13 protein-coding genes and 1 pseudogene are annotated in these 23,800 nt (G+C 64.8%); 10 read left to right on the top strand and 4 right to left on the bottom strand.

Annotation, left to right across the window (positions count from 1 at the left end):
• Positions 1-92 precede the first annotated feature (92 nt).
• A complete protein-coding gene (locus tag ON00_RS13595; RefSeq protein ID WP_010406583.1) occupies positions 93-2,705 on the bottom strand; it encodes a PAS domain-containing protein in 2,613 nt (870 codons plus the stop codon).
• Between the two features lie 366 nt (positions 2,706-3,071).
• On the opposite strand from ON00_RS13595, the gene ON00_RS13590 reads away from it, so the two are divergent.
• Positions 3,072-5,378 (top strand): TonB-dependent receptor, encoded by a 2,307-nt coding sequence (locus ON00_RS13590; RefSeq protein ID WP_010406582.1) that lies wholly within the window; start codon positions 3,072-3,074, stop codon positions 5,376-5,378.
• Positions 5,379-5,407: 29 nt separating this feature from the next.
• Entirely contained in the window at positions 5,408-8,026 is a 2,619-nt protein-coding gene (locus tag ON00_RS13585) for a M14 family metallopeptidase (RefSeq protein ID WP_010406581.1), read from the top strand.
• Positions 8,027-8,065: 39 nt separating this feature from the next.
• Here the strand turns inward: ON00_RS13585 and hutC are convergent, their stop codons facing one another.
• Together hutC and ON00_RS13575 are read right to left on the bottom strand one after the other, a co-directional pair.
• On the bottom strand, positions 8,066-8,788 hold the full coding sequence (gene hutC / locus ON00_RS13580; RefSeq protein WP_010406580.1) for a histidine utilization transcriptional repressor HutC: 723 nt from the start codon (positions 8,786-8,788) through the stop codon (positions 8,066-8,068).
• The gene (locus ON00_RS13575; RefSeq protein WP_029622881.1) at positions 8,785-10,167 is read right to left on the bottom strand and encodes a formimidoylglutamate deiminase; all 1,383 of its coding nucleotides are present in this window, start codon (positions 10,165-10,167) and stop codon (positions 8,785-8,787) included. The genes hutC and ON00_RS13575 overlap by 4 nt, the downstream gene beginning before the upstream one ends.
• Positions 10,168-10,268: 101 nt before the next feature.
• On the opposite strand from ON00_RS13575, the gene hutI reads away from it, so the two are divergent.
• The 8 genes and pseudogenes from hutI (at position 10,269) to ON00_RS13535 (ending at position 19,350) form a co-directional block, all read left to right on the top strand.
• Positions 10,269-11,468, top strand: coding sequence for an imidazolonepropionase (gene hutI, locus ON00_RS13570; RefSeq protein ID WP_010406578.1), 1,200 nt, complete (start codon positions 10,269-10,271; stop codon positions 11,466-11,468).
• Complete coding sequence (gene hutH / locus ON00_RS13565; protein WP_010406576.1) at positions 11,465-12,994, top strand: histidine ammonia-lyase; 1,530 nt, start codon at positions 11,465-11,467, stop codon at positions 12,992-12,994. Before hutI ends, hutH begins: the two co-directional genes overlap by 4 nt.
• Positions 12,991-13,797, top strand: coding sequence for an N-formylglutamate deformylase (gene hutG, locus ON00_RS13560; RefSeq protein ID WP_010406574.1), 807 nt, complete (start codon positions 12,991-12,993; stop codon positions 13,795-13,797). Before hutH ends, hutG begins: the two co-directional genes overlap by 4 nt.
• A gap of 9 nt (positions 13,798-13,806) precedes the next feature.
• Complete coding sequence (gene hutU / locus ON00_RS13555; protein ID WP_010406572.1) at positions 13,807-15,474, top strand: urocanate hydratase; 1,668 nt, start codon at positions 13,807-13,809, stop codon at positions 15,472-15,474.
• Positions 15,471-16,043 (top strand): HutD/Ves family protein, encoded by a 573-nt coding sequence (locus ON00_RS13550; RefSeq protein ID WP_010406570.1) that lies wholly within the window; start codon positions 15,471-15,473, stop codon positions 16,041-16,043. The genes hutU and ON00_RS13550 overlap by 4 nt, the downstream gene beginning before the upstream one ends.
• Positions 16,044-16,257: 214 nt before the next feature.
• On the top strand, positions 16,258-17,214 hold the full coding sequence (locus tag ON00_RS19910; RefSeq protein WP_010406565.1) for an alpha/beta hydrolase family protein: 957 nt from the start codon (positions 16,258-16,260) through the stop codon (positions 17,212-17,214).
• A 12-nt stretch (positions 17,215-17,226) separates the two neighbouring features.
• Positions 17,227-17,982: pseudogene (locus tag ON00_RS19905) on the top strand (alpha/beta hydrolase family protein); the annotation flags it as partial.
• Between the two features lie 171 nt (positions 17,983-18,153).
• Positions 18,154-19,350, top strand: a complete 1,197-nt coding sequence (locus ON00_RS13535) for a lactonase family protein (protein WP_010406561.1) — start codon at positions 18,154-18,156, stop codon at positions 19,348-19,350.
• 78 nt (positions 19,351-19,428) lie between these two features.
• Here ON00_RS13535 and ON00_RS13530 read toward each other — a convergent pair whose 3' ends face one another.
• Positions 19,429-23,661 carry a trifunctional serine/threonine-protein kinase/ATP-binding protein/sensor histidine kinase gene (locus ON00_RS13530; protein WP_010406560.1) on the bottom strand — a complete coding sequence of 1,411 codons (4,233 nt, stop codon included), beginning with the start codon at positions 23,659-23,661 and terminating at the stop codon, positions 19,429-19,431.
• Positions 23,662-23,800: the final 139 nt, after the last annotated feature.

The following is a 23,800-nucleotide window of genomic DNA, read 5'->3' as shown; positions in this document are numbered from 1 at the left end:
GTTTCGAACGAAGTCGATAAATAGCGTCCCTCGAAACGAATGGGTAAAAGTACTGCATTTACCTAACGGCTAACACCGCCCCACATACGCCCTCATCGAAGCGTCTTGTGCAACATGCGCGAGAGTTGTTCGACCGAATAGGGTTTGTGCAGCAGCTCAAAGCCATCGGGCACGCTTTCGACCAGCACGCTGCTATAGCCGGAGGTCAGCACCACGGGCAGATCGGGATATTCCTGCCGGATCAGCTTGGCCAGGGCCACGCCGTTCATTCCGGGCATCACCACGTCCGAAAAGACCACGTCAAAGCGTGCGGCATCGTGCTCCAGCTCCGCGAGCGCTTCCTGGGCATTGGCGGCCCACACCGTGACATAGCCAAGCTCGGCCAGCGACTGGGTGGTGAACGTGCCCACTTCGATATTGTCCTCCACCACCAGCACGCACGCGCCATGGCCATCGGCAACGCCTTCGACCGGCGCATCGGTCGTGCGTACCTTCGGCGCGTCGGCCTGTGGCAGATAGAGCGTGAAGGTTGCCCCCTCGCCCGGGCTGCTCTCGACCGTGATATCGCCGCCCGATTGTTTGGCAAAGCCGAACACCTGGCTCAGCCCGAGCCCGGTCCCTTGTCCGACGCTCTTGGTCGTGAAAAACGGCTCGAAGATGCGCTCGATCTGGTCGGACTCGATGCCGGTCCCGCTGTCGCGGATCGAGATCGCGACATAGCGTCCCGCAACCGCCGGATGCGCGCGCACCGCCGGAATGCCCGGCACCGCGCGCACCGCAATATCGATATGCCCGGCACCGTTCATCGCATCGCGCGCATTGACCGCCATGTTGACCAGCGCGGTGTCAAGCTGGCTGGGGTCGACATTGGTGAAACACGGGCTGTCGGGCACGTCGATCGTAATATCGATGCGCGATCCGGTCAGCGTGCGCAGCATGTCGGAAATCACATACAGGCTTTGCCCGACATCGATCACCTCCGGCTTCAACGCCTGCCGCCGCGCAAAGGCCAGCAACTGCCCGGTCAATTTGGCGGCGCGTTCGGCGGTATCGGAAATGGCATCGATATAGCGCTCTCGCCGCTCGTCGCTTAGGCCGGGGCGCTTCAGCAAATCGGTCGCCGATTGGATGACGGTCAACAGATTGTTGAAATCGTGCGCCACACCGCCCGTCAATTGCCCGACCGCTTCCATCTTCTGCGATTGGCGCAGCGCGTCCTCGGCGGTCTGCAGCGCGCTGGTCCGCTCGGCGACTTGCTGTTCGAGCGAGGCGGCGAGCAGCGCCAGTTCCTGCTCGGCGCGACGACGCTCGGTCGCGATGCGGGTCCGCTCGGCCACCTCGCGCATAAACGCGATCTCATCCGCATGCCATGTCCGCCGGGTCGCGTGATTGAGGTAGAGCAACGCCACCAGGCCGCCATGTTCGGTCAGCGGCATGTTGACGAAGGCCCGCGCCGAAATCCCCTCCAGCTGCGCGGCGGTTTCGGCGGTGCGCGGGTCGGTACGCGCATCCTCGACGATCACGGTTTCCCCGCGTTTCAGATCGTCGATATAGCTGCCATAGTCGCGAAACTGCAGCACCCCGGCCAGCGTTTTCACCCCCGGCGCATTCCAGTCGCGCGCGATCGTGATCGTCTCGGCGCGCGTATCGACCTCGCCATACCCAGCCCGGCTGACATCGAGCGTGCGCCCAATGATCGCCGCCGCGGCAAAGGAAATATCGTCCGGCTCTTCGGTATCGCGGAACACATCGGACAGATCGACCAGCGCCGATCGCATGCGCTCGGCACGGCGTTGATCGGTGATATCGGTCGACACCCCCGCGATCCGCAACGCGCGGCCCTGCGCATCAAAGAACGGCTGCCCGCGCGAGGCCAGCCAGCGCAATTCACCATCCGACCGATGAATGCGGTAGACGATGTCATAGTCATTGCCCTCCGCGATGCAGCGCTCGACCTCGGCCACGCTTTTGCCGCGGTCGTCGGGATGGATCGCCTCCAGCCGATCCTGGTAGGTGAAGGGCTGATCACCGCGCAGTCCGAAAATCTCCTTGCAGGTTTCCGACGCGGTCAGGCGCTTGCTGGCAATGTCGAGGCTCCACGTGCCGAACCGTGCCGCCCGGAGCGTAAAGGCGAGTTCGCGCTCATGCTCTTCCTGCAGCCGCAGCCGGTCGGTCAATTCGGCCATTAGCGAGGCGTTATCGTCCTCCAGCCCCTTCAACCGCTCGCGCTCGATCGTGACATCGACCTGGCTGGCGAAGAAATAGGCCAGCACGCCCTCGGTATCGAACACCGGGGCCATCAGCAGCCGGTTCCAGAAGGTCTCGCCGTCCTTGCGGTGGTTGAGAATGTCGATCTCGAGCGGCTCGACCCGCTCGACCGCCTCGCGAATGCGCCGCACCGTTGCTGGATTGCTTTTTGGGCCTTGCAGGAAGCGACAATTGCGTCCGAGAATCTCGTCGCGGGGATAGCCGCTCAAACGACAAAAGGCGTTGTTGGCGAACACCACCGGATTATCGGGCAGGCGCGGATTGGTGATGATCATCGGCATGCGCGTCGCGCGCACCGCCGCGACGAAAGGATCGGTACCAAGGTCCGTCCCGGTCACCTCCGCGGCAATGCGCTGAGCATCCGCGCTCATTGGAGAAAGGGTATTGGCGACGCGGTCGCCGGGCGCGGTCACATCCGCCTTGTCATGGGTCGTCACGGAACACTCTATCGCAAGCTGGTCTCTACCATCACAACGCGACGAGCGGCGGAATGGTCCATTCCCTCGCACCGAAGCCATAACCGGTGAGTCAGGCCTCACAGAACGGCGATCCGTTTTCCGGACATCACCCCGTTATTCGCGCGCCTGGAAGGGGCAGAACGGCCTGTGCGGCGGGCCGCAACTCCACTGGAGAAGGATAAAAGTCTTTGCCTAAAAAATAAGCAATCATCCATTGTTCTGCCTACAATTTCGGCAATAAAATTTCTTGTCTAGACATTATTTTTGCATCATGATCCGAGTCGAAATACGCCCGGAGAGGCAAGGTCGCAGGAGGGAGGAGCAACGACAAACAAGGGGACTTTTATGCGTATCATCTCGGTAACGTCTCGGCTGCTTGGTTGCACTGCCGCTTTCGCTCTTTCGTCCGCCTTTGCCAGCGCCGCCTGCGCGCAAAGCACCACTGCGCCCACAACCGCTTCAGCGGCACCCGACAAGAACGCGCCCGATGGGGATATTGTCGTCACCGCCACCCGCCGCGACACATCGCTGCAAAAGACGCCGCTGGCGATCACCGTGCTGACCGGCCAGACCTTGACCAATGCCGGTGTCACCAACATCGCCGATTATGCCAAGTTCGTCCCCAGCCTGCGCATCCAGGACAATGGTCCGGGGCAGCGTCGCGTCAGCTTGCGGGGCGTGCAGACCTCAGGGGAAGCGACGGTCGGCGTTTATTATGACGACACGCCGGTCACCGGCTCGGTCGGCGTATCGAGCGACGCGGCCGGGCGCACCGCCGATTTCACCTTGTTCGACGTCAACCGCATCGAGGTGCTGCGCGGACCGCAGGGCACCTTGTACGGCGCGAGTTCGATGGGCGGCGCGATCCGCGTCCTCCTCAACAAACCGACCCAGGATTATGAGGGAAAGATCGAATCGCAGGTGGCTGGCACCAATGGCGGCGGCTTGAACTATTTCGTCCAGGGCATGGTCAACGTGCCGCTGGTCAAAGACCTGCTGGCCGTGCGCGCGGTGTTGTATCGCCGCGACAGCGATGGCTATATCGACAACACCTACCTCAAGCGCCAGAACGTCAACGATTATACCGCGACAGGCGGTCGCCTGATGGCACGCCTGACGCCGTCGTCCAACCTGACGATCGACGGCATGGCGATGATCGAAAATACCGACGCTTTCTCGTCGAACTGGAACCCTGCGGTCGGCACCTACAAATCCGCGACCAAGGTGATGCTGCCCTACACCGACCGGTCGCAGCTCTACAATCTGACCGGCAAGCTGGATCTCGGCCCTGCTACGGTCACCTCGATCACCTCATATCAGCATCGCCGCTCGGCTTATGCAGCCGACGACAGCTATTACATCGCCAGCTATCGCACCGCTGCGAAATGCGCGGGCTATGTCAATGCCAGCACCGGTGCCGCCTGTTCGAGCGATCAGCTCACCAATTATTATGGCTATATCGACAGTCTGAGCCCCGCCGCGATCTATTACCCCGGCTCGACCAAGGACTTTACGCAGGAGGTGCGGATCAGCTCCGACGGCACGCATCTGTTCGATTGGACGATCGGTGGCTTTTACCAGAACCGCAAGAACAACGTGACATCGGAGGATGCGCGCGCCGACGCAACCACCGGCGATATCATCACGCCCAACCAGATTTTCTATCGTCGTGAGATCTTCGACAAGCTCGAGCAATATGCAGGCTTTGGCGAGGGGACGTTCCACCCGACGCGCACGATCGGCTTAACCGCAGGCATCCGCTATTTCAGCTATAACAAGACCGTGTCGGGTTTCACCGACATCGCCTGGACGCTGATCGGCGCGCCGGCGCGCCCGCTGTCGACGGTGAACTCGTCGGAAAACGGGACTTTGCTCAAGTTCAACGCATCGTGGCAGGCGAACCCCGACATCCTGTTCTACGCAACCGCTTCGCAGGGTTACCGGCCGGGCGGTGCCAATCAGGTGATCGGCCTTTCGGCGGATTTGACGCCGTATAAGTCGGACAGTCTGTGGAATTATGAGATCGGCACCAAGCTCGGCCTGCTCGACCGCAAGCTGACGCTCAATCTCGCAGCTTATCAGATCGACTGGAGCAACATCCAGGTCAGCGGCCGCACCACCAATGGCGCGTTCAGCTTCCTGTCCAACGCTGGCGCGGCGCGCATTCGCGGTGTCGAAGCCGAGGCGTTCGTGCGGCCGACGCGGGGGTTGCAGTTCACCTTCTCGGGCAATTACATCGATCCGCGGCTGACCCAGGATCAGGTCAACGCCTCGGTCGTCGCGGCGGGCCGTGCCGGTGATCGCATCCCCTACATCCCGAACTGGACCGGAGCCGCCGGTGCCGAATATACCGCGCCGATCAGCCCCACGCTCGATTTCTTCGCGCGCGCCGACTTCAACTATGTCGGATCGTCTTATTCGGAATTCCGGCCAACCAACGTCTATCGCGTCAAGATCGGTGCCTATTCGCTGACCAACCTGCGGGTCGGCATCGACCTCAAGCACAACGATGCAGGGGTCTACCTCTTCGTCAACAATCTGTTCGACGCGGTGGCGATCAATCGCGCGTCGCAATCCTCAACCGCGAACTCCTACTCGGCCACCTCGGCAGCCCCGCGCACGATCGGGATCAACGTCCGCAAGAGCTTCTGAACGCTTTCTCCAGACAAAGGCAGACCTTCATGACCAGATCGCTTTCGCGCGCGATACGCGTGCTGTTCCTGACCTCGGCGCTGGGGCTGTGCGCCCCCGCCATGGCGCAAACCGTCCCCAGCCCCAAGGCAGTGCTGGGGCATGACCCCGGCGACGATTATTACCTCGCCAATTACGAGGACTCGATCCGCTATTTCCGCGCGCTCGCCGCCGTGTCGGACCGGATCAAGCTGTTCGATGCGGGCAAGACCACGCAAGGGCGAACGATGACCTATGCGGTCATTTCCTCGGCCTCCAACCTCGCCAATTTCGAGAAATACAAGGCGATCTCAAAGCAGCTGGCCGACCCGCGCGGGCTGACCGACGACATCGCACACACGCTGGCGCGCGACGGCAAGATCATCGTCCATATCGATGGCGGAATGCATGCGAGCGAAGTGTCCGACCACCAACTGCCCCTGGCGCTCGCCTACAAATTGCTGTCGGCGAAGGATGACCGCGAAATCGACGCGATCCTCGACAAGGTCATCCTGGTGCTGTGGCCGACGCTCAATCCCGACGGGCAGGACATGGTCGTCGACTGGTATCGCAAGCAGCGCGGGACCAAATGGGAAACCAGCCGAACGCCATGGCTGTACCAGGAATATGTCGGCCACGATAACAATCGCGACGGCTACATGCTCAACATGAAGGAAAGCCAGGTCGTCGTCGCGACCGAGCAGACCTATTCACCCGTCATCTGGTATTCGCAGCACCAGACCGCGCCGTGGCCCGCGCGCATCTGGGTGCCGCCGTTTGCCGATCCGGTGTCGCCGAACATCAGCCCGTATATGCGGATCTGGACCAACGCGCTCGGCACCAACATCATGACGCGGATGCAGGCCGAGCAGAAGCCGGGCGCGATCGCCCAGGCGCGGTTCGACAATTGGTATGCCGGTTTCCTCGATTACATCCACGTGTTCCGCAACACGATCTCGTTCTTCACCGAAACGGCGCATGACAGCGCGACGCCGATGACGAGCAAAGTCGCCGATTTCCCGGCCAACATGCGCGATCTCAAGCCGCAGATCATGTATCCCGATCCGTGGCGCGGTGGCGAATGGCACCTCAAGAACTCGGTCGATTATATGGTTACCGCGTCGATGGCGGTGCTCGATACCGCGCAAAAGTATAGCGAGACCTTGTTGTACAACCGCTACCAGGCCGGGCGCGACATGGTTGCGGCCTCCGCCAAGGACGGTCCCGCCGCTTATGTCATCCCTGCAGGCCAGACCGACATGCCCGAGGCGGCATCGCTTGCGCAGTTGATGATCGCGCAAGGGCTCGATGTGCTGCAGACTGACAAACCGACGCTGATCGGCGGGCAGAGCTATGCCGCCGGCAGCTTCGTCGTGCCGACCGACCAGCCCTTTGCCGGCCTCGCGCGCGAATTGTTCGAAAAGCAGACCTATCCGGATGCGATCCTCGACGGCAATGGCAAGCCCGTCGACCTGCCCTATGACGTAACCGGGTGGACCTTGCCGATGCAGATGGGGGTCAAGGTCGACCGCCTCGTTCAGCCGATCGCAGCGGAGGTGCGTGGCGATATGCACAAGATCGCCAAGGCCGCGCCGCCTGCCGGCCTCGTCAGCGGAGCGGGCACGACCTATCTGGTGAGCCGCCGCATCAACAACAGCTACCGTGTCCTCAATGCAGCACTCGCCGCCGGAGGCAAAGCGGCGTGGACCAGTGCCGCGCTCAAGGCGGGAGCGGCACCCGAAGAGGCGATCGCGATTTCCGGCGTAAGCGCCCCGACCATGAGCAAGATCGCGGCGGACTTCAGCGTGGGCGTCACGGCCATGGCGGATAAGGCCAGCGGGGTGCCTGTGCACAAAGGCCGCGTCGCGCTGTATCGGCCATGGGGTTCGAACATCGACGAAGGGTGGACGCGCTGGCTGCTCGAACAGTATGATTTTCAGCCGAAAAGCGTCTACAATGCCGACGTGAAGGCGGGCCTCAGCGGCAAGTTCGATACGATCGTTATTCCCGACATGGGCTCACCCAGCAAAGGGCGTCCCGGCGATACTGCGCCCGCGCCTGACGTGATGTCGTCGTATAAGGGCCCGCTCGGCACGCTGATGGACGGCTTCGCCGCGAGCCAGATGCCCGCCCCCTATGCTGGCGGGATCGGCAAGGAGGGTGCGGCCAAGCTGATGGCGTTCGTCCGCGAGGGCGGTACGCTGGTCGCGCTCAACAACGCGTCCGATGCCATCATCGACCTGTTCGATTTGCCCGTCACCAATATCCTCAAGGATGTGAAGAGTGAGCAGTTCTTCTGTTCAGGCGCGCTGCTCGCGGTCGACCTGACCCCTGGCCTCGCGGCGACCGCCGGGATGCCGACCGACCCGATCGTGATGTTCGAACGCGGGCCAGCCTTCGCGCCCAAGCCCGGCTTCCAGGGTGAGATCCTTGCGTCCTATCCCGCAACCGGAAATCCGCTGCGCAGCGGCGTGCTGCTCCACCCCGAGAAGATCCAGGGCAAGGCAGCCGCAGTGTCGGTCCGCTACGGCAAAGGCACAATCTACCTCTACGGCTTCAAACCGCAGTGGCGCGCCCAGTCGCACGGCACCTACAAATTGGTGTTCAACACACTCTACCCGAGCCAGTAAGCCACGCTCCGCTCCGGTCCTTGCGGCGGACCGGAGCGGCTAGCGCGTCGCGCCGTTAGTGGCACCGAAACGCGCGACCAGATCATAGCTGTTGCCGACAAAGAGCTGCCGCACATAGGTGATGCGGTCGCTCCCGCGCCAGGTGCGGCGTTCGACGCACAGACAGGCGGAACGCTGCGGAATCCCCAGCAGACGCGCTTCCTCCGGGGTCGCATCCAGCGCCGAGATGCGCGTCTCCGCCTCGGTCCACGGCACGTGCTTCAACAGCCAACTGCCCGGCGAGATCGCCTCAATGTCCGCCGCATCGCCGATATCGGGCACCGCCGCCACGCTGATCAGGCGAAACTCCAGCGCGAGCGGGATGCCGTCGGCAAGGTGCAGCCCTTCCAACTCGAACAAATCGCCACCGCCGGCCAGTTGAACCTCGTCCTCCACGCCGGGCATGGGAGGGCGCGAGCGGTGGCCGATCGGTTCATAGGCATAGGTCTGGCCGCGCTCGCGAATCTGCGAGGGCAGATCGGGCACGTCGAGCACCATCGAATGCATCCGCGGCCGCGCCACGAACGTGCCCGCGCGCTTGCGCCGGTCGATCAGCCCGGCCGCAAGCAACGCCGACAGCGCCTTGTTCACGGTCATACGCGCGCAGCCATAATGCTGCATCAACTCCTGCTCGATCGGCAAGCGATCGCCGGGCGCGAGCGCGCCCGACAGGATGCGCGCCTCAAAATCCGAGCGGATGCGTTCGTGGAGGGGCTGTCTCATCCGGAAAGCGTCTCCAGCACAGTGCGATAGCGTGCGACGATGCGCGCGCGCGCGTGATGTCGACCATGGCTAACCAACTTTGTGCCGTATCGCCAGACGCAATCGATCCCCGCGCGTCCCGCCGCGAAGGTCAGCGCGTCGATCAATCCGTCGCCAGTCCGCCCGACAAGCGAAGGATGGTCGAGATCGAGGCTGACGATATCCGCTGGCAACCCGACCGCGAGCCCGGACGGCACGCCCAGCGCTGCCGCGCCACCGGCAAGCGCCGCTGTGTAAATGTCCCCGCCGGTCGACCGCCCGGTCGCGCGCGCCAGCAGATTGCGGCTACGATGCGCGAGCCGCTGGCCATATTCAAGCAGGCGCATCTCCTCGGTCGCGTCGATCAGCACGTTGGAATCGCTGCCCAGCCCATACAGGCCACCGGCGGCGAGGAACGGCGCGGTCGGGAAGATGCCGTCACCCAGATTGGCTTCGGTGATCGGGCATAGACCGGCAACCGCACCCGAGCGCGCCATTGCCGTGGCTTCGGCATCGGTCATGTGCGTGGCGTGGACGAGGCACCAGCGCGCATCGACCGCTGCGTGGTCGAGCAGCCATTCGACCGGCCGCTGCCCGCTCCAGGCGCGGCACGCATCGACTTCGCCGGTTTGCTCGGCAATGTGGATGTGGATCGGGCGGTCGGCGGCAAGCGCGGTGAGCAGCCCCAGTTGCTCGGGCGATACCGCGCGCAAACTGTGTGGCGCGACACCCACGATCGCATCGGGCAGCGCCGTCGCCGCAATATCCGCCGCGCGCGCGATGAGGCGCGCATAGCCATCAATATCATGCAGGAAGCGCGCCTGCTCCGCTCGCGGAGCCTGCGCGCCAAAGCCCGCATAAGCGTAGAACACCGGCAGCAACGTCAGTCCGACCCCGCTCTCCGCCGCAGCCGCGATGATCGCAGCGCTCATCTGCGCCGGGTCGGCGAAGCGCGCGCCATCGCGATCATGGTGCAGGTAATGAAATTCGCCGACGCGGGTGAAGCCGCCCTCCAGCATCTCGACATAAGCGAGCGCGGCGATCGCCTGCACGTCATCCGGGGTCATCCGCGCAACGAAGCGGTACATAACGTCGCGCCACGTCCAGAAACTGTCCTGCGCGGGGCCGCGAATCTCGGCCAGCCCGGCCATACCGCGCTGAAAGGCGTGACTGTGGAGATTGGGCAGGCCGGGCAGCGCGCAGCCATGCCGGTCGTCATCGGGCATCGCGGCACAGTCGGCATCCAGCGTGGCGACGCGTCCGTCGACGATGGTGATGCGCACATCGCGCGCCCAGCCCTCGGGCAGCAACGCTTGCTCGAAAAACAGCGAAGACTGCGGTGCGCCGATGGTCGTTTGCATCGTCTCGATCCCTGCCAAAAGCTGCACTTTTTGTCTATACATTAAACGCGAAGGGTGCAATCACTCTGCCCGCAAACGGTGATGCGCGGGAGTAAGGGACTGTGCGATGCGATACGCTTTGGAGCAACGCGCGCTTGGTGACAGGCGTGGGCGAGGGCCTCGGGTTGGTCGAGCGCGGCTGCGTCGCGGCGCTTGACGGCAAGATCCTCTATGCCGGTCCCGCCCTTGACGCGCCGCCCTTCGAAGCGACCAGCACGATCGACTGTGACGGGCGCTGGATCACGCCCGGCCTGATCGATTGCCATACCCATCTCGTCCATGGCGGCGATCGGTCGCAGGAATTCGAGTTGCGGCTGGCGGGGGCTTCGTATGAGGAGATCGCCCGCGCCGGTGGCGGTATCGTCTCGACGATGCGCGCAACGCGCGCGGCGAGCGAGGACGCGCTGGTGGCCAGCGCGCTGCCCCGGCTCGATGCGCTGATCGCCGAGGGCGTGACGACCGTCGAGATCAAGTCGGGCTATGGCCTCGACGGGCCGAGCGAGCTGCGGATGCTGCGCGCCGCGCGTCGGCTGGGCGTAGAGCGGCGCGTACGGGTTGCGACGACCTTCCTCGGGGCGCACGCGCTGCCGCCCGAATTCGCGGGTGACGCCGATGGCTATATCGCCATGCTGTGCGACACGCTGCTGCCGCAGGTCGCGGCGGCCGGCCTTGCCGATGCGGTCGATGCCTTTTGCGAGGAAATCGGCTTTTCGCTCGCCCAGACCGAGCGGGTTTTCCAAGCAGCGGCGGCGCACGGCCTGCCGATCAAACTGCACGCCGAACAGCTCTCCAACTTGCAGGGTGCCGCCCTCGCCGCGCGCTATCACGCGCTTTCGGCGGATCATCTCGAATATCTCGACGATGCCGGTGTCGCGGCGATGGCGCAGGCCGGCACGGTCGCAACGCTGCTCCCCGGTGCCTATTACTTCGTACGCGAAACCAAGCAGCCGCCAATCGCCGCGCTGCGCTCGGCTGGCGTGCCGATTGCCTTGGCGACCGACTGTAATCCGGGGACATCCCCGCTGACGTCGCTGTTGCTGGCGATGAACATGGGGGCGACCGTGTTCGGGCTGACGGTCGAGGAATGCCTGCTCGGCGTCACGCGCAACGCCGCCCGCGCGCTCGGCTTGGCCGACACGGTCGGTACGCTCGCAGTCGGATTGGCGTGCGACCTCGCAATCTGGGACATCGAGCGTCCCGCAGAACTGGTCTATCGCATGGGGTTCAACCCGCTCCATGCCCGTATCTGGAGGGGTCAATGAACACGATTTTGCTAAAGCCGGGTGCGGTCACGCTGGCGCAGTGGCGTGCCTTATATCGTGGAGCCCCCGCGCGGCTCGACCCGGCGTGCGCACCGCGCATCGCCGAGAGCGCCGCTGCGGTCGCGCGCATCCTCGCCAAAGGCGCGCCGGTCTACGGGATCAACACCGGCTTTGGGAAACTGGCGAGCGTGCGGATCGGCGATGACGATCTCGCGACGCTCCAGCGCAACATCGTACTGAGCCATGCGGCCGGCACCGGCGCGCCGTCGCCTGTGCCGATCGTCCGGCTGATGATGGCGCTGAAGCTGGCGAGCCTGGGGCAAGGGGCATCGGGCGTGCAGCCGCAGACGATCGCCTTGCTCGAGGCGATGCTCGACCAGGGCTTGACCCCGGTCGTCCCGTGCCAGGGCTCGGTCGGCGCGAGCGGCGATCTCGCGCCGCTGTCGCACATGGCGGCGACGATGATCGGCGTGGGCGAAATCTGGGTGGGCGACAAGCGCGTTCCGGCGCGCGCGGCGCTCGAACAGGCAGGGCTCGCGGTCCTCGAGCTCGGCCCGAAGGAAGGGCTGGCGCTGCTCAACGGCACGCAATTCTCCAACGCCAATGCGCTGGCCGGGCTGTTCGAGGCCGAATTGCTGTTCAAATCGGCGCTGATGACCGGCGCGCTGTCGACCGAGGCGGCCAAGGGGTCGGACACGCCGTTCGACCCGCGCATCCATGCCCTGCGTCGCCATGCCGGACAGATCGAAACCGCTGCCGCGTTGCGGACGCTGATGGATGGCTCTGCGATCCGCGCGAGCCATCTCGAAAACGATGCGCGCGTGCAGGATCCCTATTGCCTGCGCTGCCAGCCGCAGGTGATGGGCGCGGCGCTCGACATCCTGCGCCAAGCCGCGACGACATTGGCGATCGAAGCGAATTGCGTATCCGACAATCCGCTGATCTTTCCCGAAACCGACGAAGCGCTGTCGGGCGGGAATTTCCATGCCGAACCGGTCGCCTTTGCCGCAGATATGATCGCGCTCGCGATTTGCGAGATCGGTTCGATTTCGGAGCGGCGGATTGCCATGCTGGTCGACCCCGCCCTCTCCGGCCTGCCAGCGTTCCTGACGCCCAAGCCCGGTCTCAACTCGGGCTTCATGATCCCGCAAGTCACCGCCGCCGCGCTCGTTTCGGAAAACAAGCAACGCGCCTATCCCGCCAGCGTCGATTCGATCCCGACCTCCGCCAACCAGGAGGACCATGTCTCGATGGCCGCGCACGGCGCACGCCGCCTGCTGGAAATGGCCGAGAATGCGAGCGCGGTGATCGGCATCGAATATCTGGCGGCAGCGCAAGCGATCGATTTCCATGCGCCACTCGCCAGCAGCACGGTGTTGCAGGCCGCCCATGCCTGCCTGCGGGCAGACGTGCCGCATCTATCGGACGACCGGCATTTCCATCCCGATATGGAAGCCGCCAACCGGCTGGTGCGCTCGGGGGCGCTGGTCGCGGTCGCGGGTGACCTGCTGCCGGGGGTGGCATGAGCGACTGGCTACACGTCGATCGCGGCGAAACGCCGCTGATCGTCGCCTTTCCCCATACCGGTACCGATCTCGCCGATGTGAGCGACAGCTTCGTTTCGTCGTGGCGTGCGCAGCGCGATGCGGATTGGTGGATTGACCGGCTCTATGCCTTCGCGCGCGACCTCGGCGCGACGACGGTGCGCACCACGATTTCGCGCAGCGTGATCGACGTGAATCGCGATCCGTCGGGCGCGTCGCTCTATCCCGGCATGGCAACCACCGAATTGTGTCCGACGACAACCTTTGACGGCACGCCGCTCTATCGCGGGGCCGTGCCCGATGCGGCGGAGATTGCGCGGCGGCGGACGCTGTGGTTCGATCCGTACCATGCCGCGCTGGCGGCCGAGATCGCACGGCTGCGCGACGCCCACTCCGCCGTCGTGCTGTACGACGCGCATTCGATCCGCAGCCGAATCCCGCGCCTGTTCGAGGGCGAACTGCCCCAGTTCAACATCGGCACCCATGACGGCGCGAGCTGCGCACCCGCGCTGGCCGAGGCGGTTGCGGGCCTGTGCGCGGCGAGCGGTCTTGGCCACGTGCTCAACGGCCGCTTTCGCGGCGGCTGGACGACGCGCCATTATGGTCGGCCGGACACGGGCGTGCACGCAATCCAGATGGAGCTCGCGATGCGCGGCTATCTGGACGAATCCGATGAGCCCGCGCCCGGCATGTGGCCGCCACCCTATGACGCCGCGCGCGCCGCACCGCTCACGACCACGCTTTCCGACATCTTGAAGGCCTGTCTCGCCTTCGCCCAAGCCTAAGGACTCGCCATGACTCGCCTCGACAACAGCCGCGACATTCGCGCGGCGATCGGCACCGACCTCACCGCCAAGAGCTGGCTGACCGAAGCCCCCTTGCGCATGCTGATGAACAATCTCCACCCCGATGTGGCCGAACGGCCCGAGGAACTGGTCGTCTATGGCGGCATCGGTCGCGCCGCGCGCGATTGGGAAAGTTACGACACGATCGTCGAGACGCTGCGTCGGCTCGAGGCCAATGAGACGCTGCTCGTCCAGTCGGGCAAGCCGGTCGGCGTGTTCCGCACCCATGCCGATGCACCGCGCGTGCTGATCGCCAATTCCAACCTCGTGCCGCATTGGGCGACGTGGGAGCATTTCAACGAACTCGATCGCAAGGGGCTGGCGATGTACGGCCAGATGACGGCGGGATCGTGGATCTATATCGGCACGCAGGGCATCGTGCAGGGCACCTATGAGACCTTCGTCGAGATGGGTCGCCAGCATTATGGCGGTGACCTGTCGGGCAGATGGCTGCTCACCGCCGGTCTTGGCGGCATGGGCGGCGCGCAGCCGCTTGCGGCGGTGATGGCGGGCGCATCGTGCCTCGCGATCGAATGCCAGCAGAGCCGCATCGATATGCGACTGCGCACCGGCTATCTCGACGTCGCCGCCGCGACGATCGAGGAGGCGATGGCGATCATCGAACAGAGTTGTGCCGACAAGACGCCGGTCTCGGTCGGCCTGGTCGGCAATGCGGCGGAAATCCTGCCCGAGCTGTATCGCCGTGGCATCCGCCCCGATCTGCTGACCGACCAGACCAGCGCGCACGATCCGATCAACGGCTATCTCCCGATCGGCTGGAGCATGGCGAAGTGGGCCGAGGGCCGCGAGCGCGACCCGCAGGCGGTGGCAGCCGCCGCCAAGCAATCGATGGCGGTGCATGTCCGGTCAATGCTTGATTTCCAGGCAGCCGGCGTGCCGACCACCGATTACGGCAACAACATCCGCCAGGTCGCCTTCGACGCAGGCGTCACCAATGCGTTCGATTTTCCAGGGTTCGTACCGGCCTATATCCGCCCGCTCTTCTGCCGCGGCGTCGGGCCGTTTCGCTGGGTCGCCTTGTCGGGGGATCCCGAGGATATCTACAAGACGGATGCCAAGGTGAAGGAGTTGCTGCCCGACGATACGCACCTGCATCACTGGCTCGACATGGCGCGTGAGAAGATCCAGTTTCAGGGCCTCCCGGCGCGGATCTGCTGGGTTGGCCTTGGCGACCGCCACCGCTTAGGCCTCGCTTTCAACGCAATGGTAGCCAGCGGCGAATTGAAGGCCCCGGTGGTGATCGGGCGTGACCATCTCGATTCGGGTTCGGTCGCGTCGCCCAACCGCGAAACCGAAGCGATGCGCGACGGCAGCGACGCGGTGAGCGACTGGCCGCTGCTCAATGCGTTGCTCAACACGGCGAGCGGCGCGACCTGGGTGTCGCTGCACCATGGCGGCGGGGTTGGCATGGGCTATTCGCAACATTCGGGGATGGTGATCGTCGCCGATGGCACGCCGGAAGCGGCGGCGCGGTTGGAACGCGTTTTGTGGAACGACCCGGCGACCGGCGTGATGCGCCATGCCGATGCGGGGTACGACATTGCGCTGGACTGCGCCCGCGAGAAGGGACTCGACTTGCCCGCGATCCTGGGGTGAGCGACGGCGTGCTGATCCGCGCGGACGCACGTCCGCAAGTGGCGTGGAAAAATGGCGGGGGCGTGACGCGCGCGCTCGCCAGCTTTCCCGACGATGCCGGGATGGAGAGCTTCGCCTGGCGGTTGAGTGCGGCGCGCGTCGATGTGCCCGGGCCCTTTTCGCATTTTGCGGGGGTGGATCGCACCCTTGCGATCCTTTCCGGGCGCTTGCTGCTGAACGTGGCGGGCGCGGCACCGATCACGCTCACGCCGCACAGCGCACCCTATACTTTCCCGGGCGATGTCGCTGCCTTCGGTACCCCCGAGAACGGCCCGGTGCTCGACCTGAACTTGATGGTGCGGCGCACTGCGGGGATAGGCGAGATGCGAATGGTGTCCGCCGGTCCCATCTTCGGCGTCGGTGCTGGAGCGATCCTTGTCGCGACAGCCGACATGGCGCTTCACATCGGCTCCCGCGCCATCCCGATGCAGGCGTGCGACGCTTTCCGCTTCGATACCCGGCCCGACGCGGCCCTTAGCGTCACCGCACCGGCACACATCGTCTCCGTCACTCTCAACTCGGCGGTGTGAGGCCCCGGCGACCTGCCAAAGATCGTTCGACACAGGACAGCGGGAGCGGCTTGGTCTATACGGCGCTGATGGCGTTCGCTCCGCTCTCCATGGCGCTGCCGCTCGGCAGCGCTGCCGTTATCACTGGGATTGCGGTGACGCTGGGCTACGGCCTGTCGCTGCGCGGCAGGGCACGCGCCGCCTAGTTCAACCATTATTGAGGGGGAAACACGGAATGTACGGAATCATCCGAACGAGCGCGGCCCTTGCGGCATCGGTTGCAATGGCCGCCATCGCCCCCGGCGCGGCGCATGCCCAGCAAGCCGCAGGCGAGTGGCACGGCACGCTCAGCATTCCTCCCGGCGTCGTGCTGCGGATCGGCGTGACGATCAGCCCCAAAGCTGACGGCGGCTATCAGGGCGTGATGCAGAGCCCCGATCAGACCCCTGCCCTAATCCCGCTGGACGCGGTGAAGGTGGAGGGCGACGCGCTCAGCTTCGCCGTCGATGCGATCCACGCCAGCTATGCCGCTCGCTGGGATGCGGCGCGCAAAGCCTGGGTCGGCGAATGGCGGCAGGGCAAGGCACTGCCGCTGGTGCTGACCGCCGGCAAGCCCGATGCGCGTCCGGTGATCACCGGCTTGGACGGTGACTGGGCGGGGACCATCACCCCGGCGGGCGCGACGATCCGCCTGGTGCTCCATGTCACGACCGATGCCCGGGGCACGGTAGTGAGCCTGGATTCGCCCGACCAGCTCGCCTTCGGCCTGCCGCTGCCCACGCTCACGCGCGAGGGCCAGAAGGTCCGCTTCACCGTCAACGGCAGCCGCTTCGAAGGGACGCTATCGGCGGACGGCCGCACGATCGACGGCACATGGGAGGGGCCAAACTATAAGGGTCCGCTGGTCTTTACCCCGCAAGCGAAGCAGGCCGCTGCGCCGAAGCGCCCGCAGACCCCGCAGCCGCCCTTCCCCTATCGCACCGAGGAGGTGACGGTAGAGAGCGCCCCGGGGGTGAAGCTCGCGGGCACGCTCACCCTGCCTGCGGGCAAGGGCCCGTTCCCGGCGGTGGTGCTGATCACGGGCTCGGGGCCCCAGGACCGCGACGAAACGATCTTCGGCCATAAGCCCTTCGCGGTCATCGCCGATCGGCTGACGCGCGACGGCATCGCGGTGCTGCGCATGGACGACTGAGGCGTCGCAAAGTCGACCGGCGACTTTGCCGCCGCGATCGACGACGACTTCGCGGTGGATACCGCCGCCGACGTGGCGTTCCTGCGCACCCGCGCCGATATTGATCCGGCGCGGATCGGCCTGATCGGCCATAGCGAGGGCGGGATCGTGGCACCGAAGGTTGCGGCGAAGGATCCGAGGATCGCGTTCATCGTCCTGATGGCGGGGCCCGGCGTGCCGCTGTCGCAGGTGCTCGCGGCGCAGCGCGCCCGGCTTGCCCCGGCAATGGGTCAGACGCCCAAGCAGGTCCGCCAGACACAGGCGCTGACCGACCGCATGGTGTTGGCGATGCGCGGATCGAAAGACGAGGCCGAGGCCCACGCGCGGGCGATGAAGGTTATCACGGGCGAGGGTGCCGATCTGATCCGCTCCAACGAGCAAGCCGAAGCGATGGCAACCACGCTGAGCTCGAAATGGATGCGCGATCTGTTCGACTATGATCCGGGCCCGACGCTCGCAAAGGTAAAATGCCCGATCCTGGCACTGAACGGCTCGAAGGACGGCCAGGTGCTGCCCGAGCAAAACCTGCCGCCAATCCGGATGGCGACCAAGGGCAATCCCGATGTCACCCTTGTCGAGCTGCCGGGTCTCAATCATCTGTTCCAAACGGCAAAGACAGGCGCTTTGGGCGAATATGCCGATATCGAAGAGACCGTCGCACCGGTCGCGCTCGACACGATGGCAGACTGGATCCGCAGGCGCGTTCTGATCGACCGTACCGCGCGCTGAGCGTCAGGCCCGGTGATCGGGTCGGCACCACCGTCGCTTTCAGCGTTGGTGCGTCACCATTTTTCCAGACATACAGTGGCTTATCCAGCGTTGGCAGGCGTTGCGATGTGCTGCGCGCAAGCGCACACTCTCGCACGCGGTGTTTTTGTCTGATCTTCAAAGAGGCACTGCATGCGTTTCCTGATTCTTGCTGTGCTGGCACTCGCCACGCCCGTACGGGCGCAAGAGATCGCGGCCCTGCCGACCCAGGGGCACCCGTTTGCGGCACTGCCGCTACCAGGCGCGGTGATCGTGACGGTCACGGCAAATGGACGGCCTGATAGCGCAACAGGGCTGCGAGTCTTTACGGGCCCGTCGCCTGCCGCGCTGAAGTTCGACTGCTTTCAAGCGGTGGATGCGAAGCAGGTGCATGCGATCGCGATCTCGGCGGACCGGAACACGCTGGTCGTGGCGGCGGGGGATGCTGGCCTGCAACTGTTTAGCCGTGCCGCCGTAATCAATGGCTGCCACGCGCGCCCGGTAACGGTCTCGCTCGGAAGCGCGGCGTCGCGGCAGGGCAGCATCGACGTTACGATCTCGCCAGACGGTCGCTATGCGTTCGTCGCGAACGAATATGGGGTCGTGTCGACCGATGCTGCGGGGCACGACCTGCGCGGTCACGTCGCCATCGTCGCGCTTTCCTATGACGATAAGGGGGCACCGACCGGCGGCAGGGTGGTGGGCCGCGTCGCAACGGGTGCCGCTGCGGTCACCAGCGTGGTGCTGTCGCGCGACGGACGCAGGCTCTACGTGACCAGCGAAGTGGCGCGGCCCGGTGCGCGGTTGGCCAATGCGACCGTGCCAAAGCTCGCGCATGGCGGTTGCCGACAAGGCGACGGTCCCGCGCAGCCGTTCGGGGTGTTGTCGGTGATCGACGTCGCCCGGGCCGAAGCTGGCGATGCCCGCTCGGTGATTTCAGCGACAGCGGCGGGGTGCTCGCCGGTGCGCGCGGCGGTGTCACCCGATGGGCAGACGGTGTGGGTGGCGGCGCGGGGCGACGACAAGGTCCTCGCCTTCTCAACAGACCGACTTGAAGCCGATCCGGCACAGGCGTTTTTGGGGGAAAGCGACAGCGGCGGGCAGGCACCGGTCGGGCTTGCGGTGTTCGCTGGCGGAAAGCGCCTGGCCGTTGCGAACTCCAATCGGTTTGGCGGAGCGACGGCCACGGGAAACCTCGCCTTGCTCGACGCTGTGCCAAGTGCGCCCAAACTGACGGCGTCCATTCCGGCCACACACTTTCCGCGCTCGGTCAGCGTCGGCGGCGACGGACAGACACTTTTCCTGACCGACTATAATGGCGGACAGGTGCAAGTGGTTTTAGCGAATTAGGTCCAGCCATGCCCGCCAGAGCCATCGCGTTTCCGAGGCAGGGCATGGTCAAGACTGGCTTAGCCGGGGCTCGGCCGGCTAAGCGCCCTCTCCCGGCACAGCACCTTCGGCGGTGCTCGGCAGTTCGAAGGTGAAAACGGTACCGCGTTTGTCGGCATGGCGTGCCGTCAATCGTCCGCCATGAGCCTCGACGATCGATTTGCAGATCGCCAGCCCCATGCCCATCCCCTTCGATTTGGTGGTGAACAGCGGCGTGAAGATGCGCGCGAGATGTTCCGGCGAAATGCCAGTGCCCGAATCCTCCACCCGCACGGCGACGCTGGCCTCTTCCCGGTGTGTGGTAACCGTCAGAGCGCGCTCCGCCTCCGGAACGCTCCCCATCGCGTCGATCGCGTTCATCACCAGGTTGAGCACGACCTGCTGCAATTGCACATAGTCCCCGATGACGACGGATTCGGTTTCGTCGAGGTGCACTATCAGCACGACCGCGCGCTCGTCGATTTCCGCCGCCGTCAGCTCCAGCACGTCGCGCACCACGGCATTCAGAACGACGGGTTCGCGGGATGCGGGTTCCTGCCGGGCCAGCGCGCGAAGGCCGCGCACGATGTCGGCCGCGCGCAAACCGCCGTCCTTGATCTGCTGCAGACCCGCCACGGCTTCCGGAATATTGGGCTCAGCTCGCTTCAACCACCGGATGCTGGCCCCGGCATGCGACACGATCGCGGCGAGTGGCTGGCCGATTTCATGCGCGATCGATGCGGCGAGCCCGCCCATCACCGAAAGATGCGAGGTCTGCGCCAATTCCGCCCGAGCGGCGCGCAGCGCGTTTTCGGCCTGCGCGCGACGCGCATCCTCCTCCATCAGCGCGGCGTGCCGGTGCGCGGTGCCAAGCGCGATACTGGCCACCGCAGCGATCCGCTCCATCAAGGCGACGCCGGACGGCGAGCAGCTCTCGGCGGGACAGCTTTCGAGATGCACGATGCCGAGCAACCGATTGCGCTGGAGTAGCGGAATCGACAGGACTTGCCCCTGCTGCCGATCGGCAGTGACAACCGATGTCTGCGTGCGCATCACCGTGTTCAGGATCGTCGGGTCTATGCGCTCGGCGGTGGGGATCACCGCCGCCACGCTGACCTCGATCCCGCCCGGCGTGCGAACCCCCATGGATTCGATGACGGGCTCGCCGTCGCGCAAAATCATCAGCAAGCCACGCTGTGCGCCGGAGCGCTCGATCATCGTGCTGGTGAGCAGTTCGGTCAGCCGGTCAGGGGCGAGTTCCTGAGAGAAGGACAGCGCGAGATCGAGCACCGTATCGACGTCGCGAGTCTGATCGCCTTGCTGGCTGCCAAACCATTCGGGATGACCCGTTTCAAGCAGGGTGGCCTTGGCGGTGGCACCCCAATCGCGATAGCCGGTGCGCGCCGCGCGGCCATGATAGGCAGCAGTCACGCCCAGCCCGATTGCGGTGCAATGGCGCGCGGCCAGTTCGTGGGCCATCGCGCGTTCGTGGCCAAAGTCCCCGCTCGCCTCGATCGCGCGATCGTAAAGCTGCAGGGCCCCCAGCCCCTCGCCACGCAGGCGCGCCATTTCCGCTTCGACGAGCAAGCGCTTATTCTCGAAATTGCGAGGATTGAGCTGGGCCCAGGTCGCGAGCCTAGCGCGATGGACCTCAATCTTGCGCAAGGCGTCCGCACCTTCCCCGTATTGGGCGGCCGTGAGGGCGGAGAACAAGGCGAGATAGGCCAGATCGATATTGGCCGGAAGCGCCCAGGACAGGAACTCCGCTTCGTCGAGCACCTGCGATGCCCGCGCATAATCCTTGAAGAAATAGGCAGCCATGCCGGCATTCAGGCGAACCCAGAACCGGGTCGAGGCCGAGGTGATGTCACCTGCTGATTCGAACGGCAGCATCGTTTCGTTCCGGCTGAGCTGACGCACCAGCCCGTATTGACCGCCGATCAGCAATTCGATGTCGCGAAAATTGATGCGGCGCGTCAACTGCAGCCCGCGTTCGGCCTCTTCTTCGACCAGCGACAGCGGTGCCCCCATCATCAGCAGGTCCGTCACCAGGTGGTTGCGCGCATAACAGGTCATGCCAAGATCACCCGCCGCATGCCCCGCCGCAATCGCTTCGCGGATCCGCAGGACGGCGTAGGAAAATGGCTGCGTCCACGGACTGAGCTGATCGAGCGCGACAAGCGTACCCGTTCGCTGCGTCTCGAATCCATGCCGGTCGACCAGCGCGAGCGCGGCCAGGCCATATTCGAAACCGTCGGCATATTGTCCGTAGAAATCGCACACGAACACCCCGAACCAGGCGAGGCCATAAGCCGACCCCGCAGTGGCCCCATGGGCCAGCGTGAGCTCGACGATCTTGGCGACGTGGATGAAACGCAGTCCGTCATCTGCGAAAACCGCCGCGATCATCGTCGATAACAACGCCATGATCGCCTCGATTTGGGGATCATCGGTTTTGGGCAGATCGGCCAGGCTGGCGATCGGGGCATCGCCAAGCGCGATCCGAACCCGCTGATAGGCGGCGTCGCATTCGGCCTGTGCGGGAAAGCGGTGAAGATCGACGCCGAGCAGCGCCAGCCCGGCCAGCCCCGCCGCGATCGAGCCGTCATAATCGGAATGGAGCGTCCGCGTGATCGCCTTCAGGCGATACACCCGCGCCTTGTCGATCGGTTTGGCGGCATGGCCCAACAAGGCGTCGATCGCGCGTTCGGCAATGTCCACAGCACCAATCTGCAACAGATTTTCGATCCTGCGAAAATCGATGTCGAACGCCAAGGTGTAATGGGTTTGCCACCATTCGTCGGACGACAGGCGCTTCGCGCCCTCCATGTAGCGCGTGACCTGGTCAACCGCGGCCGTCTGCAACGCGCGATCCGCCGCGTCGACCAGCGCGCGCGCGAACAGAGGTCGGTCGATTATGGCAACATCGCTCACCATCGCCCCGACGACATGGTCGGCGATATCGAATTCCGTCACACCGGTGGTACCGCGCTGCTCGAGCATCAGGCGCGCAAGCGCGGCATGTCGAACGGGCCGGTCGGCCTCCGGGGTCAAGGCGATGGAAACTTCCATGATGCGGTCATGCGCAAACGCATAGTGCGTGGCATCGCGGTGGAGGAACCCGGCTTCGACCAGCGGGCGTGTCCGCGCCTCCAACGGATCGCGGTCAAGATCCATGAACGCCCCAAGCAAACCGCCATCCGCACGGCTGCCGATCAACGCAAGCGATTGGAGGACTTCGCGTTGCTCGCGCGGCAGACGCTCGACCCGGCTACCGGTAAAGTCGACCACATTGCCGGCGTGCACCGACGTTTCGAGGTTTTGGGCGGTCCAAATCCAGCACTGCCGCGTCTCGTCATAGCGGATCACCCCTTCCTCGCGCAGGCTGCCGAGAACCTGCTGCACGAAGAACGGATTTCCGCCGGTTTTCGCGTGAATGGCGTGCCCCAACGCCCTCAGATCACGATCCGAGCCGCCAAAGGTGTGCTCCAGCATCTCGACGATCGAATCCGGCGCTAACGCCGCCAACGCGATCGGTGTCACCGGAAGCGCGCACGCGCCGATTCCGTCGAGGAAGCCGATGGGCTTTAAATACACATGCGCTTCGTCTTCACGATAGGCCAGGATGACGAGCGTGTTGGCCGGGGGATCGGCGGCCAGACTCATCAGCATTTCAAGCGAGAAGGGGTCAGCCCATTGAATATCGTCCAGAAACAGGATCAGCGGCGCTTCCCGCGTCGCCAGCGCTGCAATCGTCGCCAACAGTGCTTTGTGAAGCCTGACCTTTGCAAGTGCGGGGGACATGTCGGTCCGCGCGCCACCGGTTCCAAGCACGATCTCCATGTCCGGCACGAGATCGACGACCAGGCGGGTATCGTTTCCCAATTCCGGCAAAAGGGACGCGCGCAAGCTCTCGAGCATGGCATCGCTTTCGCCGAGCAGGCCATGCGCCAGATGTTTCAATGCCTGCGCTATCGGCACGAACGGCGCATGATGGTGAAGCTGGTCGCATTTGCCCGCCGTGAAGCGGTGCGGCGACGCCGCCATCAACATGCGAAATCTGCGGACCAGCGCCGACTTTCCGACCCCGGACACGCCCGACAGCAACACGATTTCGGAACGACCGCTGGCCCGCACGCGCGCGAGCGCATCGGCCAGCGCCGCACTTTCGGTGATCCGGCCAAACAGCCGTCGCGTGAAGCTGCCGTCCGAGGAACCCTGGTCTGTGAACTCTGCGGCATCGACAGTGCCAAATACGACGCTCGACGAAGGCCTGTGATCGATCGAGGTCATATCAATCCCACACCGCGCAGAAATGTTGCACGCGCCCGTAGCCGCACGCCAAGCTCATCCCGGATTGACGCCCACGCAGTGACGCGACCCCGATGAAGAGGGCTTAGGGTGACCCGAGCACCGAGGATTGTATAATCTG

The sequence above is a fragment of the Sphingomonas echinoides ATCC 14820 genome (assembly GCF_000241465.1).
In the GTDB taxonomy this organism is placed as follows: domain Bacteria; phylum Pseudomonadota; class Alphaproteobacteria; order Sphingomonadales; family Sphingomonadaceae; genus Sphingomonas; species Sphingomonas echinoides.
This window is presented reverse-complemented; position numbering and strand designations above follow the sequence as displayed.

Bases quoted from the DNA above. Each gene is read 5' to 3' on its own strand.
- ON00_RS19910 (WP_010406565.1), top strand. From the start codon at position 16,258: ATGTACGGAATCATCCGAACGAGCGCGGCCCTTGCGGCATCGGTTGCA.
- ON00_RS13575 (WP_029622881.1), bottom strand. From the start codon at position 10,167: ATGCAAACGACCATCGGCGCACCGCAGTCTTCGCTGTTTTTCGAGCAA.
- ON00_RS13530 (WP_010406560.1), bottom strand. From the start codon at position 23,661: ATGACCTCGATCGATCACAGGCCTTCGTCGAGCGTCGTATTTGGCACT.
- hutH (WP_010406576.1), top strand. From the start codon at position 11,465: ATGAACACGATTTTGCTAAAGCCGGGTGCGGTCACGCTGGCGCAGTGG.
- ON00_RS13590 (WP_010406582.1), top strand. From the start codon at position 3,072: ATGCGTATCATCTCGGTAACGTCTCGGCTGCTTGGTTGCACTGCCGCT.
- hutU (WP_010406572.1), top strand. From the start codon at position 13,807: ATGACTCGCCTCGACAACAGCCGCGACATTCGCGCGGCGATCGGCACC.
- hutC (WP_010406580.1), bottom strand. From the start codon at position 8,788: ATGAGACAGCCCCTCCACGAACGCATCCGCTCGGATTTTGAGGCGCGC.
- ON00_RS13585 (WP_010406581.1), top strand. From the start codon at position 5,408: ATGACCAGATCGCTTTCGCGCGCGATACGCGTGCTGTTCCTGACCTCG.
- hutG (WP_010406574.1), top strand. From the start codon at position 12,991: ATGAGCGACTGGCTACACGTCGATCGCGGCGAAACGCCGCTGATCGTC.
- ON00_RS13535 (WP_010406561.1), top strand. From the start codon at position 18,154: ATGCGTTTCCTGATTCTTGCTGTGCTGGCACTCGCCACGCCCGTACGG.